The sequence below is a fragment of the Clavibacter michiganensis subsp. tessellarius genome (genome assembly GCF_021922985.1).
GTDB lineage: Bacteria > Actinomycetota > Actinomycetes > Actinomycetales > Microbacteriaceae > Clavibacter > Clavibacter tessellarius.
On record NZ_CP040788.1, the window covers coordinates 1,662,900 to 1,678,649 of the forward strand.

Here is a 15,750-nt window from a genome sequence, read left to right on the forward strand (position 1 = left end):
TGACTCCCTGCAGATTGTGGTCGGATTCAGGCTACTCCCTCCGGAGCAGCCGTCTGAAATGCCGGACCGCCAGCACGGACAGCGCCGCCGCCGCGCCCGCGAAGAGGGAGAGGACGAGGGCCGGGATACCCACCTGGCGGAGCGCGCCGACGGTCGGCAGCGCGTCGGCCGCGGGGTCGGCTGGCGCGGCGTCCGCGGGCACCGTGGGGGCGGGATCCGCCGTCGCGCCGGCCTCGGGCGTCGGCGTCGCGACGGGCGCGCGGCGGTACAGGCGCACCCACTCCTCGAGGTCGCCGAGCGGCTTCCCGCTGGCCGGCGCGACCTCGGCGGTCACGGCGGCGGCCGCGTCGACGAGCCCGCGGCCGTAGATCTCCGGCTGCCCCTTCTGCTGTGCGGTGGCGAGCACGCGCTCGACCACGTCGTCGGCCTTCAGCTCCGGATGCGCGGCCCGCACGAGCGCGACCACGCCGGAGACGAGCGGCGCCGCCCCGCTGGTGCCGCTCCACTGCACGTACCCGCCGCCGGGCGCGACGCCCACGAGCTGCTCGCTCGGCGCCGCGACCGCGATGGTGATGCCCTGCGACGACGCGTCGAAGCTGGCTGCGCCCGACCGGTCGACGCCCGCGACCGCGAGCACCCCGGGGATCGTCGCGGGCGCGCCGACCTCGGTCGTGCCGCTCCCCCGGTTGCCGGCCGCGGCGACCACCACGACGTCGTGCTCGTAGGCGTAGAGGAAGGCGCGGTCCCAGCTCTCCGGCCAGTCGAGCGAGTTGCGCGTGAGCGACATGTTGATGACGCTCGCGCCGTTGTCGACGGCCCAGCGCACGGCGTCGGCGATCTGCGCGTCCTCGTCGCGCGCGCCCGGGGTCGGGCCGCCGAGCGCGACCGAGACGCTGAGGATGCTCGCGGCCGGGGCCACGCCGATCACGCCGGAGCCGGTGCCCGTGCCGCGGCCGGCGAGGAGTGACGCGACCATGGTGCCGTGCTCGCTGGAGGCGCCGACCGGGCGTGTGCCGTCCGCGGATCCGACGCCCGAGACGTCCGTGCCGCCCACGACCGCGCCGCGCAGGTCCGCGACCGAGGCGTCGACGCCCGTGTCGATGACGGCGACCTTCACGCCCTCGCCGCGCGTCGTGCTCCAGGCGCGCTGGACGCCGTAGTCGGCGAGCCAGTACTCCCGCTCACGTACCGGATCCGCGACGGCGGGCGAGGCGGCGGCGAGCACGGAGGCCAGCGCGAGGGCGGCGACGACGACCCCGCGGGCGGCGCCGCGGATCATGCGGCGTCGTGGTCGGCGCACTCGCAGACGTCCGGCGACCAGGAGGCGCGGGCCAGCGCGATGTCGCCGATGGGGTTCACGCCCGGCCCGGCCGCCAGCGCGTGGCCGGCGAGCGCGTGCAGGCACTTGACGCGCACGGGCATGCCGCCGGCGGAGACGCCGGCGAGCTCGGGCACCACGAGGATCGACTCGCGGTCGGCGAGGTACGAGGCGTGGGCCGCGGCGTACGCGTCGCGCATCGCCTCGTCCTCGGCGAGGTCGTCCTGCAGCTCGGCCATGACGTGCTCGGCCTCGAGGTGCGAGATGGCCGCGGTGGCCGCGGGGTGGCACAGGTAGTAGAGCGTGGGGAACGGCGTGCCGTCGCTGAGGCGCGGGGCCGTGCTCACCACGGTGGGGTTGCCGCAGACGCAGCGCGCGGCGATGCCGACCACGTCGCGCGCGGGCCGCCCGAGCTGGGCGGAGACGACGCGCACGTCGCGCTCGGAGGGCGGGTCGAAGGGGGGTCGGGTCACTGGTCGCCTCCCTGGACGGATCCCTGGAGCTGGTCGGGCGGGGTGTCGCTGAGCCCGCTGGTGAGGGCGGAGCCGAGGAGGGCCTGGACCCAGTCCTGCTTCGTCTCCTGCAGGTCGTCGCTGATGGGGGCGCCGTCCGGCGTGGTGGCCGCCGCCTGGCCGCCCGTCGCGGGCAGGCCGCGCACGAGGTAGCTGGTCTCGCCGGGCATCACGTAGAAGAGGCGGTCGCGCACCTGCGCCTTGAGGAAGGCGGGGTCGTCGTAGCGGGCGCGCTGGTCTTGGAGCTGCGCGATGGTCTGCTTCTGCGCGTCGACCGCGCTCTGCAGGCTGCTCAGCTGCTGCCGCTGCTCGAGGTAGATGCGGAGGCCGGGCGCGAGGACCACGACGGTGAGGACGAGGAGCACGAGCACCATCGCGGAGAACCCGGAGAAGCGCATGCTGCGGAGCCAGTTGCCGGCGGGGGCGTCGCCGTCCGGCAGGGCGACGGGGACGCGCTCGGTGCGCGGGCGCTCGGACCGGCGGGACCGGAGGGCGTCGAGGCCGGGGAAGCGGGCCATCGGTCCTCCTTCGTTCATCGGTGGTGCGGTGTCGGTGGTGCGGGTGGTGCGGGACGGCGGCGGCGGGGCGTCGGGCCTCGTGGCCCGCCGCCCCGCCGCGTCGTCGGTGGTGCGCCGCCGGTCCGCCCGCCCCGGTGGGCGCGGGCGGACCAGGCGGATCAGCCCTGGAAGCGCGGGAAGGCGCCGCGACCGGCGTAGACCGCGGCGGCGCCGAGGTCCTGCTCGATGCGGAGGAGCTGGTTGTACTTCGCGACGCGCTCGCTGCGGGCGGGGGCGCCGGTCTTGATCTGGCCCGCCTCCACCGCGACCGCGAGGTCGGCGATGGTGGTGTCCTCGGTCTCGCCCGAACGGTGCGACAGCACGGTGGTGTAGCCGCTGCGCTGCGCGAGGGCGACCGCGTCGAGCGTCTCGGTGAGCGTGCCGATCTGGTTGACCTTGACGAGGATCGAGTTGGCGACGCCGCGCGTGATGCCGTCGGCGAGGCGCTTCGGGTTCGTGACGAAGAGGTCGTCTCCGACGATCTGCACCTTGGAGCCGAGCTCGGCGGTGAAGTGGTCGTAGCCGGCCCAGTCGTCCTCGTCCAGCGGGTCCTCGATGGTGATGAGGGGGTAGGACGCGACGAGGTCGGCGAAGTACGAGGTCATGTGCGCCGCGTCCACCTTCTGGCCCTCGAACGTGTACGCGCCGTCGGAGTAGAACTCGCTGGACGCGACGTCGAGGCCGAGCGCGATCTGCTTGCCGGGCGTGAAGCCGGCGGACTCGATGGCCTCCATGAGCAGGTCGAGCGCGGCGCGGTTGCTGTCGAGGTTCGGGGCGAAGCCGCCCTCGTCGCCGAGGCCGGTGGACAGGCCCTTCTTCTTCAGCAGGCTCTTGAGCGCGTGGTACGTCTCGACGCCCCAGCGCAGGCCCTCGGAGAAGGTGGACGCGCCGACGGGCAGGATCATGAACTCCTGGATGTCGACGTTGGTGTCGGCGTGCGAGCCGCCGTTGATGACGTTCAGCATGGGGACGGGCAGCGTGTGCGCGTTCGGGCCGCCGAGGTAGCGGTAGAGGGGCAGCTCGGCCGAGTCGGCCGCGGCCTTCGCCACCGCGAGGGAGACGCCGAGGAGCGCGTTCGCGCCGAGGCGGGACTTGTTCTCGGTGCCGTCGAGCTCGATCATCGTGGCGTCGATGATGCGCTGGTCGGCCGCGTCGAGGTCCTGGATGGCGGGGGCGATCTCGTCGCGCACCGCGGCCACGGCCTTCTGGACGCCCTTGCCCAGGTAGCGACCCGCGTCGCCGTCGCGCAGCTCGTACGCCTCGAACGCGCCGGTGGAGGCGCCGGACGGGACGGCGGCACGCGTGAACGTGCCGTCCTCGAGGAGCACCTCGACCTCGACGGTCGGGTTGCCCCGGGAGTCGAGGATCTCGCGTGCGTTGACTGCTTCGATGGCTGCCACGGAATGGTCTCCTTGCGTTGCGGTGGGGGGTGGGAAGTCGGGTCCATCCTAGCCGCGGGCCCCTCGCGGGCCGCGGGCGGCGGCGCCCCCGCGCAGGTGTCGCGCAGGTGACGGATCAGCCGCGCGGGCCGCCGTCGAGCGGGCGCTCCTGGAGGCTCGCGGCGTCGGCCGTGTCGGCGTCGACGGCCGCGAACGTGCGGAAGCCCTGCTGCTTGAGCGCCTCGAGGAGCGGCGCGACGTTCTTCGGCCGCGGCTCCAGCCGCACGCGTCGGCCGGAGGCGACGAGCTCGGCCTTGAGGCGCGCGAGCACGGCGACGGGGGTCCGCCGGTCGTGCACGAGCGCGATGGCGTCGGCCTCCTCCGCGGCGGGCAGGACGGCCAGGTCGACGATCCGCTCGAAGCCGATGGAGAAGCCGGCCGCCGGCACGTCCTGGCCGAGGAAGCGGCCGATCATCCCGTCGTAGCGGCCGCCGCCGCCCACCGAGCTGCCGGACGCGGGGTGCGCGATCTCGAAGATCGTGCCCGTGTAGTAGCCCATGCCGCGCACGAGCGTCGGGTCGAAGCGGAGGGTGACGCCCTCGGGCAGGCCGACGAGCGCCTCCGCGAGCGTCTCGAGGTCGGCGACCGCGTCGGGGTCGACGCCGGCGGGGAGGATCCCGGTGATCGCCGCGGTCGTGAGCGGCACGCCGCCGTCGGCGAGCGCGGGCTCGATGCGCTCGAGGATCCCGCCCAGCACCGCCGCCGCATCCGCCCCGCCCTCGGCGAGCTCCGCCACGACGCCGGCCGCGCCGATCTTGTCGAGCTTGTCGATGCTGATGAGCGCCTGCGCCTGGCGCTCCGCCGCGAACCCGCAGGAGTCGAGGATGCCCGCGAGGAGGCGCCGGTCGTTCACGCGGATCGTGCAGCCCGTGAGCCCGAGGGCCGCGAGCGTGGCCGCGGTGGCGGAGATCAGCTCGACCTCGGCCAGCTGCCCGGCCTCGCCGATGACGTCGATGTCGCACTGCATGAACTGGCGGTAGCGCCCCTTCTGCGGGCGCTCGGCGCGCCAGACGGGCGCGGCCTGGATCGACCGGAAGACGCCCGGCAGCTCCGCGCGGTGGGAGGCGTAGAACCGCGCGAGCGGCACGGTGAGGTCGAAGCGGAGCCCGAGGTCGGAGAGGGCGAGCACGTCGCCGGCGTCGGCGGCCGCGTGCAGGTCGTCGCCCGAGAGGCCGCGCTTCAGCACCGAGTAGGCGAGCTTCTCGTTGTCGCCGCCGAGGCCCGCGTGCAGCCGGCCCGACTCCTCGACCACGGGCGTCTCGATCTCGTCGAAGCCGTGCGCGCGGTAGGTGCGGCGGATGATGGCGAGCGCCTGCTCGCGGCGGGCCTTCTCGGCGGGCAGGAAGTCGCGCATGCCGCGGGGCGGCGTGATCTGCTGGGGCATCCCCCGATTCTGTCAGGCGGCGCGGTGCCGGTCAGTCGTCACGGTGCCGGTCTGGCGAGCCGGGCGCGCGCGGGCGGTCCGGCAGGTCGAGCCAGGGGCGGATCCGCGGGACGAACGCGTCGACGAGCGCCTCGAAGCCGCGCATGGCCCGGACGCGGTCGCCCGAGATCACGAAGTCGAACTGGAGGCCGTACGACCCGGCCTGCAGGAGGTCGGCCGTGTCGACCGCGACGTCCTCGGGCACGTCGTGCGCGACCATCCACTCGAGGCCGAACCGCCGCCACGCTGCGACGCTCGCGATGGCGTGCGGGCGCACCATGCCGTCCCGCGTGCGGAGGAGCGCGGCCTCGAACTCGAGCCGTTGGAAGTCGCGGTTGACGTCGGTGAGGCGCCACCGCCACGCCTGCGTCGCCCACGCGCGGAGCTCGGTCGCCGGGATCGTGCGGGGGTCGCCCTCCACCATCTCCGCCTGACGCGCGTCGATCGCCTCCATCGCCGCGTCCAGCAGCCGCTCCTTCGTGCCGAAGTGGTAGACGAGCACGAACGTGCTCTCGCCCAGCGCGTCCGCGAGGCCGCGGAAGGTCACCGACTGGAGCGGATGCGCGCGGAGGTGGTCGAGGATGTGGGCCAGCAGGTCCTGGCGGCGATGCGGATCCGGGGCTGCCACCGCCTCACCATAACGCTTGTGATGGACGCTCGGCGAAGACCCGTACGGTGTGGGTGCCTGGACTGTCCGCCGTCTCCTTCGGGTGGATGCGGTGGACGAGGCGCCCCGGGATCGGGTAAATCCCGGACGGCGCCCCCGCGGGCCGGACGACGCCTACGCGCTCCGGCCCGCGTCGGGGTCCGGATCGCCGACGGCCGCTGCGCCGTCCGCCGTCCCGTGCTCCCCCGCGTCGCCCGGGCGCTCCGGCTCGGCCGCGCGGATCTCGTCCGTCAGCGAGCGCAGCGTCGTCCGCAGCGCGCGCTCCGCGTCGAGCCCGCGCGACCGCGCCGACACGACGACGGCGAGCAGCAGCCGCCCGAGGTCGTCCTCGTCGTCCACCGGGATCGCGGCGGGCGCGCCCGCGTCGAGCAGGCCGATGCGCTCCGCCCGGCCGAGCAGCTTGTCGGCGAGCGCGAGCGACGGCAGCGCCCGCGGGATCCCGTCGAGCACGCTCGTGCGCGCCGACTTCTCGCGGTCCTTGGCGGCGCCCCAGACCCGCAGGACCTCCTCCACGGTGTCGGCGCGCTCGTCGCCGAACACGTGCGGGTGGCGGCGCACCATCTTCTCCGTCGCGATGCGGGCGACGTCAGCGAGGTCGAAGCCCTCCCCCTCGGTGCGGGCGATGTCGGCGTGGAAGACCACCTGCAGCAGCACGTCCGCGAGCTCCTCGCGCATGCCCGGCACGTCGTCGGTCTCGATCGCCTCGACCAGCTCGTGGCTCTCCTCGAGCAGGTACGGCACGAGGCTCCGGTGCGTCTGCTCCCGGTTCCAGACGCAGCCGTCGGGCGCGCGGAGCACGGCCATCGCGTCGGCGAGCGCGGCGACGGCGTCGGCGTCGGCCGGAGCGGAGGAGGCGGATGCATCGGAGGCGGATGCGGACGGGATCGCGGGCTCGCTCATCCCGCCAGTCTCGCACCGGCTGTTCGGCCTCCTCCCGGTCCGATCGCCGTGAGCTCCGCCGGCTGCTCGAGACCCTCGCCTCCGGACGTGTGCCTCCTGGCCCTGGTGGCACTCGACGGCCTGTCCCGACGAGACTCGTCGCGAGCCTCGTCGCGACCTGCCTCGACGCCGGGCACCAGACCCGCCCGTGGAGCCCGGAGCGGCCGGGATCACACCACGACTTCCGATCCGCATCAAGGTCCGAGGCTCACGCCGACGCGCCTCTCAGCAGTGGGTAGCCTTCCTCCTTACGAGCGACGGGACCACCGGGACAGATGGCTGAACGAAATGCACCGATACCGATACCGCGACTGCTGCTGCACCTGACGGCCGGAGCCTTCATCGCCGGGGTGTTCTGGGTCGGTAGCTCGATAGCGTCGTTTCCGACGAATCCAGGCAGCGATGGATCACCACGATTCGACTGGGTCGCGAACGGCGGGACAGCGCTCGGCGAAACGACCGTCACCGGGATCCTGGCCTACACGGCAGTGGCTCTCGTGTTGTACGGGATCTCATTGGGTGGGCAGTCGTCGTTCGACAATGCGGACCACCGGGCACGGGTCCGTCGCAGCATGGGTGTGGTCGGGCTGCTTGTAGCAATGGCCGCGATGGTGCTCGCTGTGTTCGCGATAGGCGCGGCCTGCGTGGATGCGATGGCCCGACCGTCGTTGGTGGTCGTGCTACCCATGACCGTGATCTGCTGGGCGTTGGGCATCGAGGTCGGTCGCTTCAACGTCGCCGACCGAGACACTCAGCTCCTGCGTGCGCGGTCCGACTTGGCGCGCATCCAGATCCAGCTGCGGGGACTTCTCCACCGGTCGAGACGGAGGGCCTTCGTGTACCTCGCGATAGCCGCTCACGTCGCACCTCTCGCGATCGCCTCCGCGGCGGTATTCGATGCCGCGCCATCGGTGAGGATGTTCAACTTCGCCTTCTCCTTTCTGGCGGCGTTCTTGAATCTCAGCTTCCTGGCGCACGCCAGCGCAGCCTCGCTCGTGGCGAGCCCCCGGATCCGGAGGGTGGGAGCGAGGGCGGGGTTCTACGGGATGTACGCCGTGCTGGCCGCGCTGTTCAGCCTGTGCCTGTTCGTGGCGCAGCCCGAGGCTCCGCCTGTCTGGACGTTGGCTTTCACCTCGGCTCTGGCACTCCTCCTGCCAACGCTGTTCCACAAGATCTTCATGCCGGAGTCGCGCCTGCGGGAGCTCTCCCTATCGACCGCCCTTGCCAGGATCTGCTTCAACGACCTGATGCAAGCTGAACGGAGAGCGGCGGAGCGCATCAGGGAGATCGAGGTGCGAGAGCGGGAGGAGCGGAGCACCATGCGCACGCTGCGGTTCAGAAGGTAGGACAAGGTCCACGCTCGGATGTCCGGGCGCGATTGACCCTGCCGGGACTCCGGCACGCCGGCTCCTCCGACGGCCAAGACCTCGTGATCGGCACGGGATGCGCAGCGGAGCGCACCGTCACCAGTGGCAGCCCCTGAGGCGATGCCCCGACCGACGCGTCGGCGGTCGGCGCGCGGCGGCCGCCGATCACGCCTTCGGCGCCGACTCCTTCGCGGCCGGCGCCGGCTCCACCGTGAAGACGGCGTCGAGCAGCTGCCGCACCCAGTCCACGAGCTCGGCGTCGGGCAGCGGCTCGCCGTCGCGCTTGGGCAGCGGGACCGTCACGGCGTTGGTCTGCGCGAACAGCCTGCTGCCCGGGTACATGCGCTGGAGGCGCACCTGCTTGCTGTCGGCGAGGTCCGCGGGCGCGATGCGGAGGTTCGGCCCCATCGCGACGACCTCGCTGAGGCCGGCCCGCTGCGCCACGCGACGCAGGCGCGAGACCCGCACCAGGTTGTCGACCTCGACGGGGGGCTCGCCGTAGCGGTCGGACAGCTCCTCGATGACCCGGTCGATCTGGTCGTCGGTCGCCGTGGGCGAGGCCGCCGTCGAGAGCTTCTGGTACGCCTCCAGGCGCAGCCGCTCGCTGTCCACGTACTCCTCGGGGATGTGCGCGTCGACCGGCAGCTCGAGCCGGAGCTCGGTCTGCCCCTCCGCGACGTCGCCGCGGAACGTGGAGACGGCCTCCCCGATCATCCGCAGGTAGAGGTCGAAGCCGACGCCCTGGATGTGGCCGGACTGCTCGCCGCCCAGCAGGTTGCCGGCGCCGCGGATCTCGAGGTCCTTGAGCGCGACCTGCATGCCCGAGCCCAGCTCGTTGTTCGCCGCGATGGTGGACAGCCGGTCGTGCGCCGTCTCGGACAGCGGCTTGTCGGCGTCGTAGAGGAAGTACGCGTACGCGCGCTCCCGCCCGCGGCCGACGCGCCCGCGCAGCTGGTGCAGCTGGCTGAGGCCGTACTTGTCGGCCCGGTCGATGATGAGCGTGTTCGCGTTCGCGATGTCGAGGCCGGTCTCGATGATGGTCGTCGACACGAGCACGTCGAACTTGCGCTCCCAGAAGTCGACGATGACCTGCTCCAGCATCGCCTCGCTCATCTTGCCGTGGGCCACGGCGACGCGCGCCTCGGGCACGAGCTCCGCGAGCTCGGACGCGACCCGGTTGATGCTCGACACGCGGTTGTGCACGAAGAACACCTGGCCCTCGCGCAGCAGCTCGCGGCGGATCGCGGCGGCGATCTGCTTCTCGCTGTTCGGGCCCACGAACGTGAGGATCGGGTGCCGGTCCTCCGGCGGCGTGGCGAGCGTCGACATCTCGCGGATGCCCGTGACCGCCATCTCGAGCGTGCGCGGGATCGGCGTGGCCGACATCGCGAGGATGTCGACGTTGGCCTTGAGCTTCTTCAGCGCGTCCTTGTGCTCCACGCCGAACCGCTGCTCCTCGTCGATGATGACGAGCCCCACGTCCTTGAACGCGATGCTGCCCGTGAGCAGGCGGTGCGTGCCGATGACCACGTCGACGGAGCCGTCCTCGAGCCCCTTGACGGTCTCGCGCGACTCCTTGTCGGTCTGGAAGCGGCTGAGCTGGCGCAGGTGGACGGGGAACCCGGCGAAGCGCTCGGAGAACGTCTCGAAGTGCTGCTTCACGAGGAGCGTCGTCGGCACGAGCATCACGACCTGCTTGCCGTCCTGCACGGCCTTGAACGCGGCCCGCACGGCGATCTCGGTCTTGCCGAAGCCGACGTCGCCCGAGACGAGGCGGTCCATGGGGATGGGGCTCTCCATGTCGCGCTTGACCTCGTCGATGACGGTGAGCTGGTCGGGCGTCTCCATGAAGGGGAACGCCTCCTCGAGCTCGCGCTGCCACGGGGTGTCCGGGGGGAAGGAGTGCCCGCGCGACGCCATGCGCGCGGAGTACAGCTTCACGAGCTCGACCGCGATGTCGCGGACGGCCCGGCGCGCCTTGCCCTTGGCCGCGGCCCAGTCGCTGCCGCCCATCTTGCTGAGGGCCGGCTCCTCGCCGCCGACGTAGCGGCTGAGGAGGTCGAGCTGGTCGGTGGGCACGAAGAGCTTGTCGCCCGGGTAGCCGCGCTTGGAGGGCGCGTACTCGATCACGAGGTACTCGCGCCGGGTCTTCACCGCGTTGCGGCCGCCCGAGGAGACCTCGCGCTGCGTCAGCTCCACGAACTTCCCGATGCCGTGGGTGGTGTGCACGACGTGGTCGCCGGTCTTGAGCTGCAGCGGATCCACCACGTTCTTGCGCCGGGTGGCGAGCTTCTTGACCTGGCGGCTGTCGTAGCCGGCGGCGCGCCCGTAGAACTCGCTCTCGGTGAGGAGCGCGAGCTTCACCTCGGGCATCTCGAAGCCCGCGTCGATGGCCGAGCGCAGCAGGTAGGCGATGCCGGGCTCGGGCGCGGCGGGGAACTCCTCGACCACGCGGGCCGGCACGCCCGCCTCGCGGAGCACGGTGTCGGCGCGCTCGACGAGGCCGGATCCCTGGGCCACGACGCCCACGCTCCACCCGGCCGCGAGGCGCTCGCGCACGTGCTCGATGGCGCCGTCGGCGTTGCCCGCGAAGCTCGGCACCGGATCCGCGTCGATGCGGACGGTCATGACCTCGTCGATGCCGAGGTCCTCCGGCAGAACGTCGGTGGCCTGGAACCCGGACAGGGTCCACCAGCGGCGCGGGCCGCGGGCATCGCGCAGGCGGCCGAGCGAGAGGAAGTCGCCGGACGCGAGGTCGATGGGCGCCTGCGCGCCCGCGGTGGCGGCGTTCCACGCGGCGTCGAGGAACTCGCGGTTCGTGTCGGCGAGGCTCTGCGCGCGCGTGGAGACGCGCTCGGGCGAGACCACGGCGATGGCCGCGTCCACCGGCAGGTAGTGCGTGACGGGGACGAGCCTGTCGACGAGCGCGGGCGCCAGCGACTCCATGCCCTCCACCGGGATGCCCTCGGCGATCTTGGCGAGCATCTGCTGCAGGTTGGGGAACTCGTGCTGCATCTCGCGGGCGCGCTGGCGCACGGGCGCGCTCAGCAGCAGCTCGCGGCTCGGCGGCAGCTCGACCGAGTCGACCGTCTCCTCGAGCGAGCGCTGGTCGGCGACCGCGAAGGGCCGCATCTGGTCGACCTCGTCGCCGAAGAACTCGACGCGGACGGGGTGGTCGGAGACGGGCGGGAAGACGTCGAGGATGCCGCCGCGCACCGCGAACTCGCCGCGGCGCGTGACCATGTCGACGCGCGAGTACGCGAGGTCGACGAGGCGCACGGCGAGCTCGGACAGGTCGTGGCCGCGGCTTCCGGTGGCGAGCTGCACGGGCGGCAGCTCGGTGAGGTTGTCGGCGACGGGCTGCAGGGCCGCCCGCACCGAGGCGACGATGACGAGCGGGCGCACCTGGTCGGCCGGCACCTCGCGGGCCCCCTGGCCGAGCGCGGCGTGCCACTGCTCCATGCGGCGGAGGGCGTGGATGCGCTTGCCGACGATCTCGGCGCTCGGGCTGAGGCGCTCGTGCGGCAGGGTCTCCCAGGCCGGGAACTCGAGGATCTCGGCGTCCGGCAGCACGGCGTCGAGGCTGCGGCGCATGCCCTCCGACTCCCGGCCGGTGGCGGTGACGACGAGCAGGCACCCCGGGATGCCACGCTGGATGCGCTGGCGCAGGAGCCCCGCGAGCAGCGGCCCCTGGAGCCCCTCTGTGAGGGAGAAGTCGGCGTCGCGGGAGGCCGATGCGAGGGCGTCGTCGAACGTGGAGGCGCGCGAGAGCGCCGGGATCAAGCCCTGGAGGATCACCCGACGATCGTACGCGCCGCCGCCGACACGACCGGCGTCGTCCGCCGAGGGCGGACGGACCCACATCGGGCGGACGCCGGCGCGCGGATCAGGACGCGGCGGTGTGGAAGCGCAGCTGCGCGGCGATGAGGCCGTCGGATGCGATCATCTCGATGGCGTCGGCCGCGTCCTCGAGCACGTTCGGCAGCACCTGCCGCTCGGTGGAGGAGAAGGGCTTGAGCACGAAGTCGGCGGCGTCCTGGCGGCCGGGCGGGCGGCCGATGCCGATGCGCACGCGCATGAAGTCCCCCGTCCCGGCGGAGGAGATGATGTCGCGGATCCCGTTGTGGCCGCCGTGCCCGCCACCCTGCTTGAGCTTCATCGCGTCGAACGGGATGTCGAGCTCGTCGTGCGCGACCACGAGCTGGGACGCCTCGAGAGAGAAGTACTTGAGGAGGTTCGCGACCGGGCCGCCGGACAGGTTCATGAAGGAGCTGGGCTTCGCGAGGATGAGCTTCGGCCCGCCGGGCACGGCACGTCCCTCCGCGACCTGCGCGTTGGCGCGGTGCGAGCGGAAGGTGGCGCGCATCCGGTCGGCGAGCACGTCGAGCGCCATCTGCCCGACGTTGTGCCGGGTGCCCGCGTACTCCGGCCCGGGGTTGCCGAGGCCGACCACGAGCAGGGTCCGGTCGTCCACGTGCGCTCTCCTCGGTTCGTCGTGCGCATCCCTCGGACGCGCTCTTCTCGGTTCGTCGTGCGCATCCCTCGGACGCGCTCTTCTCGGTTCGTCGTGCGCATCCCTCGGACGCGCACTCCTCGGTAGGTCGGTGCATCCGGGCGGATGCGCGGAGCCCGCCGGCCGCTGCCGGTGTCCCGGACGGCGGCCGACGGGCTCCGTGGTGCTGTCGTGCTGTCGTGCTGGTGATGCGTGCGCGGCCGGGGCCGCGGCGGGTGCTACTTGTCGTCGCCCGACTGGTCGCCCGTGGCGCCCTCGTCGGTGACGCCGACCTCGGCGTCGCCCTCGGCCACGACGTCCTCGTCGACCGCGTCGGTCGTGAGGTCGAGCTGGGGCACGGAGACCGCGAGGACGAGCGTCTCGGGGTCGGTGACGAGCTTCGCGCCGGCGGGCAGGGTGACCTGGCCGGCCAGGACCTGCGTGCCCTCCTCGAAGCCCTCGATGGAGACGACGAAGCTCTCGGGGATGTGCGTGGCCTCGACGTCGACCGTGATGGACGTGTACTCGAGGCTGTGGATCGTGCCGGGGTAGGACTCGCCCTCGACGTGGATCGGGACCTCGACCTCGACGCGCTCGCCCTGGCGGACGACGATGAGGTCGACGTGCTCGATGATCTGGCGCACGGGGTCCTTCTGGACGTCCTTCACGAGCGCGAGCTGCGGCGTGCCCTCGATGTCGAGCGTGATGATCTGGTTGGCCTTGCGGATGATGAGCATGAGCTCGTGGCCCGGCAGCGTGACGTGCTGCGGGTCGGTGCCGTGGCCGTAGATGACCGCGGGGATCTTGCCGATCGCGCGGATCTTGCGGGCCGCGCCCTTGCCGAACTGCGTGCGCAGCTCCGCGGTGAGGTTGTTGTCAACCATGGTGTCGCTCCTAGTGCGGCCCGTGAGGGCTCGCGTCGTGTGTGTGTCGTCTGCTCGAACGCTTGCGCGTGAGGAATGAGGTGCGAGCCCCGTCCACCGCGTCGATAACGGACCGCCGCCGTGCTCGCGCACGGCTCCCGCGATCCCTCGCCGAAGTTCAACCCCCGATGCTACCGGACGGACGCGTCCCCGGTCGACGGGTCGACGGCGGCGGCCGGCGCCGGGGATCCCGGCGCGGGCGGCGTGGACTGCCCCACGCGGAGGCGCAGCCCGTCGTGCACGCCGTCGACGACGTCCTCGAACGCGACCGGGCTGCCGAGCGTGGCCGAGACGTAGACGCTGACGACCGTCGCGAGCGACAGGAACGCGTCGTCGACCGTGACGCCCGCGGGCCGGCCGGTGCGCAGCGCGTCCGCGATGTCGTCGTACTGGCGGTAGTGGCCCTCGAGGTAGGTGTTGTCGAGGCGCGGCGAGCGCGGCAGGTCGGCGTCGTGCATCTCGAGCTCGGCGTCGTTGCGCACGTCCGCCTGCGCGGGCACGCCCGACTCGGGCGCCGCGTGGAAGTAGGTGAGGGATCCGGCCTCGATGACCGCGGATCCGCGGGTGCCCTGCACCTGCACGCGCGTGTCGAGCCCGGGGTAGCCGGCCGTCGTCGCCTGCAGCGTCGCGAGGGCGCCGGAGGCGAAGCGGATCACGGCGACCGCGACGTCCTCCACCTCGATGCCGTCGTGCGCGAGCAGCGCGGTCTGCGCGTACACCTCGACCGGCCGGCCGAGGTAGGAGACGAGCAGGTCGAGCGTGTGGACGCCCTGGTTCATGAGCGCGCCGCCGCCGTCGAGGTCCCACGTGCCGCGCCAGTGGCCGGAGTCGTAGAAGCCTTGGCTGCGCCACCACGGCGCGCTCGCGACCGCGGAGGTGAGGCGGCCGAGGCGGCCCGAGCGCACGGCCCGGTCGACCACGACGCTCGAGGGGTTGAAGCGGTGCTGGCTGATGACCGTGGAGAGGATCCCCCGCCCGGCGGCCTCGCGCGCCAGCTCGGCGATGCGGCGGCCGCGCGCCAGGTCGACGTCGAGCGGCTTCTCGATGACGACGTGCAGGCCCGCGGCGAGCGCCTCCTCGGCGAGGCCGATGTGCAGGCCGCTCGGCGTGCAGATCACGACGAGCTCGGCGGCGTCCTCGCGGATGAGGTCGCCGAGGCGCGCGAAGACCCGCGGACGCTCGGCGCGCAGCTCGTCGACGACCACGTCGGCGAGCTCCTGCGCGGTGGCGTCCGTGACGTCGACGAGGGCCGCGACCCGGAAGTCGGGGTGCTCGGCGAGGACGCGCGCGTGGTGCGTGCCGATCACGCCGCAGCCGACGATGGCGACGCGGATGGGCTCGTGCACGGCGGCGGCGGGCGCGCCGTCCCCGGTGGCCGCGCGTGCGACGTCGGCGCGCGGCACGTCCTCGTCGGAGCGCGCCTCCCGCACGAGGGCCGGGACGTCGGCCTCGGGCACCGCGGCGGCGGGCTCCGTCGAGGCGGCGGGCTCGTCGTCGAGGCGACCGGGCGACGCCGTGCGCCCGCCCGGGAGCAGCTCCCGCACGGCCGCGTCGGCCAGGGCGACGGGGTCGTCGGTGATGTCGAGGGTGATGCCCTGCTCGTCGTCGCCGAGCGGCTCGAGCGTGCGCAGCTGCGACGCGAGGAGGCTCGACGGCATGAAGTGGCCCTCGCGGCCACCGAGGCGCTCGGCGAGCAGGTCGTGGTCGCCGGCGAGGTGCACGAAGACGGCGTCGGGCGCGGCCGCGCGGAGGATGTCGCGGTAGTCCCGCTTGAGCGCGCTGCACGCGACGACGGGCCCGCCCTCGGGACGTCCGGCGAGCGCCCGGCCCACCTCCTCGAGCCAGGGGCGGCGGTCGTCGTCGTCGAGGGCGTGGCCCTCGGCCATCTTGCGGCGGTTCGACTCGGGGTGCAGGTCGTCGCCGTCGAGGAAGGGCACGCCGGCGTCCTGCGCGAGGATCTCGCCCACGGTCGACTTCCCGGAGCCGGAGACCCCCATCACGATCACGGGCGGGAACGGGCGGACGGCGTCGATGCGGATCACTCCCTGCGGTTCGGTGAGGAACTCGTGCGGCGCTCCGTGCGGGTGCGCTCATCCATCCTACGAGACGCTCC

Annotated in this window: 12 protein-coding genes; 1 reads left to right on the forward strand and 11 read right to left on the reverse strand. The window is 73.0% G+C overall.

All coding sequences use genetic code 11. The features are described from left to right. Positions 1-31: 31 nt before the first annotated feature. The 7 genes from FGG90_RS07605 to FGG90_RS07635 form a co-directional block, all read right to left on the reverse strand. Positions 32-1,279: a S8 family peptidase gene (locus tag FGG90_RS07605; protein ID WP_094128478.1), complete on the reverse strand. Its 1,248-nt coding sequence runs from the start codon at positions 1,277-1,279 to the stop codon at positions 32-34. Next, the gene (locus FGG90_RS07610) at positions 1,276-1,791 is read right to left on the reverse strand and encodes a DUF501 domain-containing protein (protein WP_063072557.1); all 516 of its coding nucleotides are present in this window, start codon (positions 1,789-1,791) and stop codon (positions 1,276-1,278) included. The genes FGG90_RS07605 and FGG90_RS07610 overlap by 4 nt, the downstream gene beginning before the upstream one ends. Continuing rightward, a complete protein-coding gene (locus tag FGG90_RS07615; protein ID WP_086516331.1) occupies positions 1,788-2,348 on the reverse strand; it encodes an FtsB family cell division protein in 561 nt (186 codons plus the stop codon). The genes FGG90_RS07610 and FGG90_RS07615 overlap by 4 nt, the downstream gene beginning before the upstream one ends. A gap of 158 nt (positions 2,349-2,506) precedes the next feature. After that, positions 2,507-3,787 carry a phosphopyruvate hydratase gene (eno, locus tag FGG90_RS07620; protein ID WP_094128475.1) on the reverse strand — a complete coding sequence of 427 codons (1,281 nt, stop codon included), beginning with the start codon at positions 3,785-3,787 and terminating at the stop codon, positions 2,507-2,509. A gap of 115 nt (positions 3,788-3,902) precedes the next feature. Next, positions 3,903-5,210 (reverse strand): histidine--tRNA ligase, encoded by a 1,308-nt coding sequence (gene hisS / locus FGG90_RS07625; RefSeq protein ID WP_094128472.1) that lies wholly within the window; start codon positions 5,208-5,210, stop codon positions 3,903-3,905. Positions 5,211-5,241: 31 nt separating this feature from the next. Beyond that, positions 5,242-5,877, reverse strand: coding sequence for a TetR/AcrR family transcriptional regulator (locus FGG90_RS07630; RefSeq protein ID WP_094128469.1), 636 nt, complete (start codon positions 5,875-5,877; stop codon positions 5,242-5,244). Between the two features lie 153 nt (positions 5,878-6,030). Continuing rightward, positions 6,031-6,816 carry a nucleoside triphosphate pyrophosphohydrolase gene (locus FGG90_RS07635; RefSeq protein WP_094128466.1) on the reverse strand — a complete coding sequence of 262 codons (786 nt, stop codon included), beginning with the start codon at positions 6,814-6,816 and terminating at the stop codon, positions 6,031-6,033. A gap of 314 nt (positions 6,817-7,130) precedes the next feature. Between FGG90_RS07635 and FGG90_RS07640 the strand changes: the two genes are divergently transcribed. Further along, the gene (locus tag FGG90_RS07640) at positions 7,131-8,201 is read left to right on the forward strand and encodes a hypothetical protein (RefSeq protein WP_133065150.1); all 1,071 of its coding nucleotides are present in this window, start codon (positions 7,131-7,133) and stop codon (positions 8,199-8,201) included. A 186-nt stretch (positions 8,202-8,387) separates the two neighbouring features. On the opposite strand, the gene mfd is transcribed toward FGG90_RS07640, so the two are convergent. The 4 genes from mfd to FGG90_RS07660 all read right to left on the reverse strand — a co-directional run bounded on the left by mfd (position 8,388) and on the right by FGG90_RS07660 (position 15,679). Beyond that, on the reverse strand, positions 8,388-12,020 hold the full coding sequence (gene mfd / locus FGG90_RS07645) for a transcription-repair coupling factor (protein ID WP_094128460.1): 3,633 nt from the start codon (positions 12,018-12,020) through the stop codon (positions 8,388-8,390). An 88-nt stretch (positions 12,021-12,108) separates the two neighbouring features. Further along, positions 12,109-12,696 (reverse strand): aminoacyl-tRNA hydrolase, encoded by a 588-nt coding sequence (pth, locus tag FGG90_RS07650; protein WP_094128457.1) that lies wholly within the window; start codon positions 12,694-12,696, stop codon positions 12,109-12,111. A gap of 257 nt (positions 12,697-12,953) precedes the next feature. Next, complete coding sequence (locus FGG90_RS07655; RefSeq protein ID WP_094128454.1) at positions 12,954-13,598, reverse strand: 50S ribosomal protein L25/general stress protein Ctc; 645 nt, start codon at positions 13,596-13,598, stop codon at positions 12,954-12,956. Between the two features lie 170 nt (positions 13,599-13,768). Next, a complete protein-coding gene (locus tag FGG90_RS07660; RefSeq protein WP_094128451.1) occupies positions 13,769-15,679 on the reverse strand; it encodes a gluconokinase, GntK/IdnK-type in 1,911 nt (636 codons plus the stop codon). Positions 15,680-15,750: the final 71 nt, after the last annotated feature.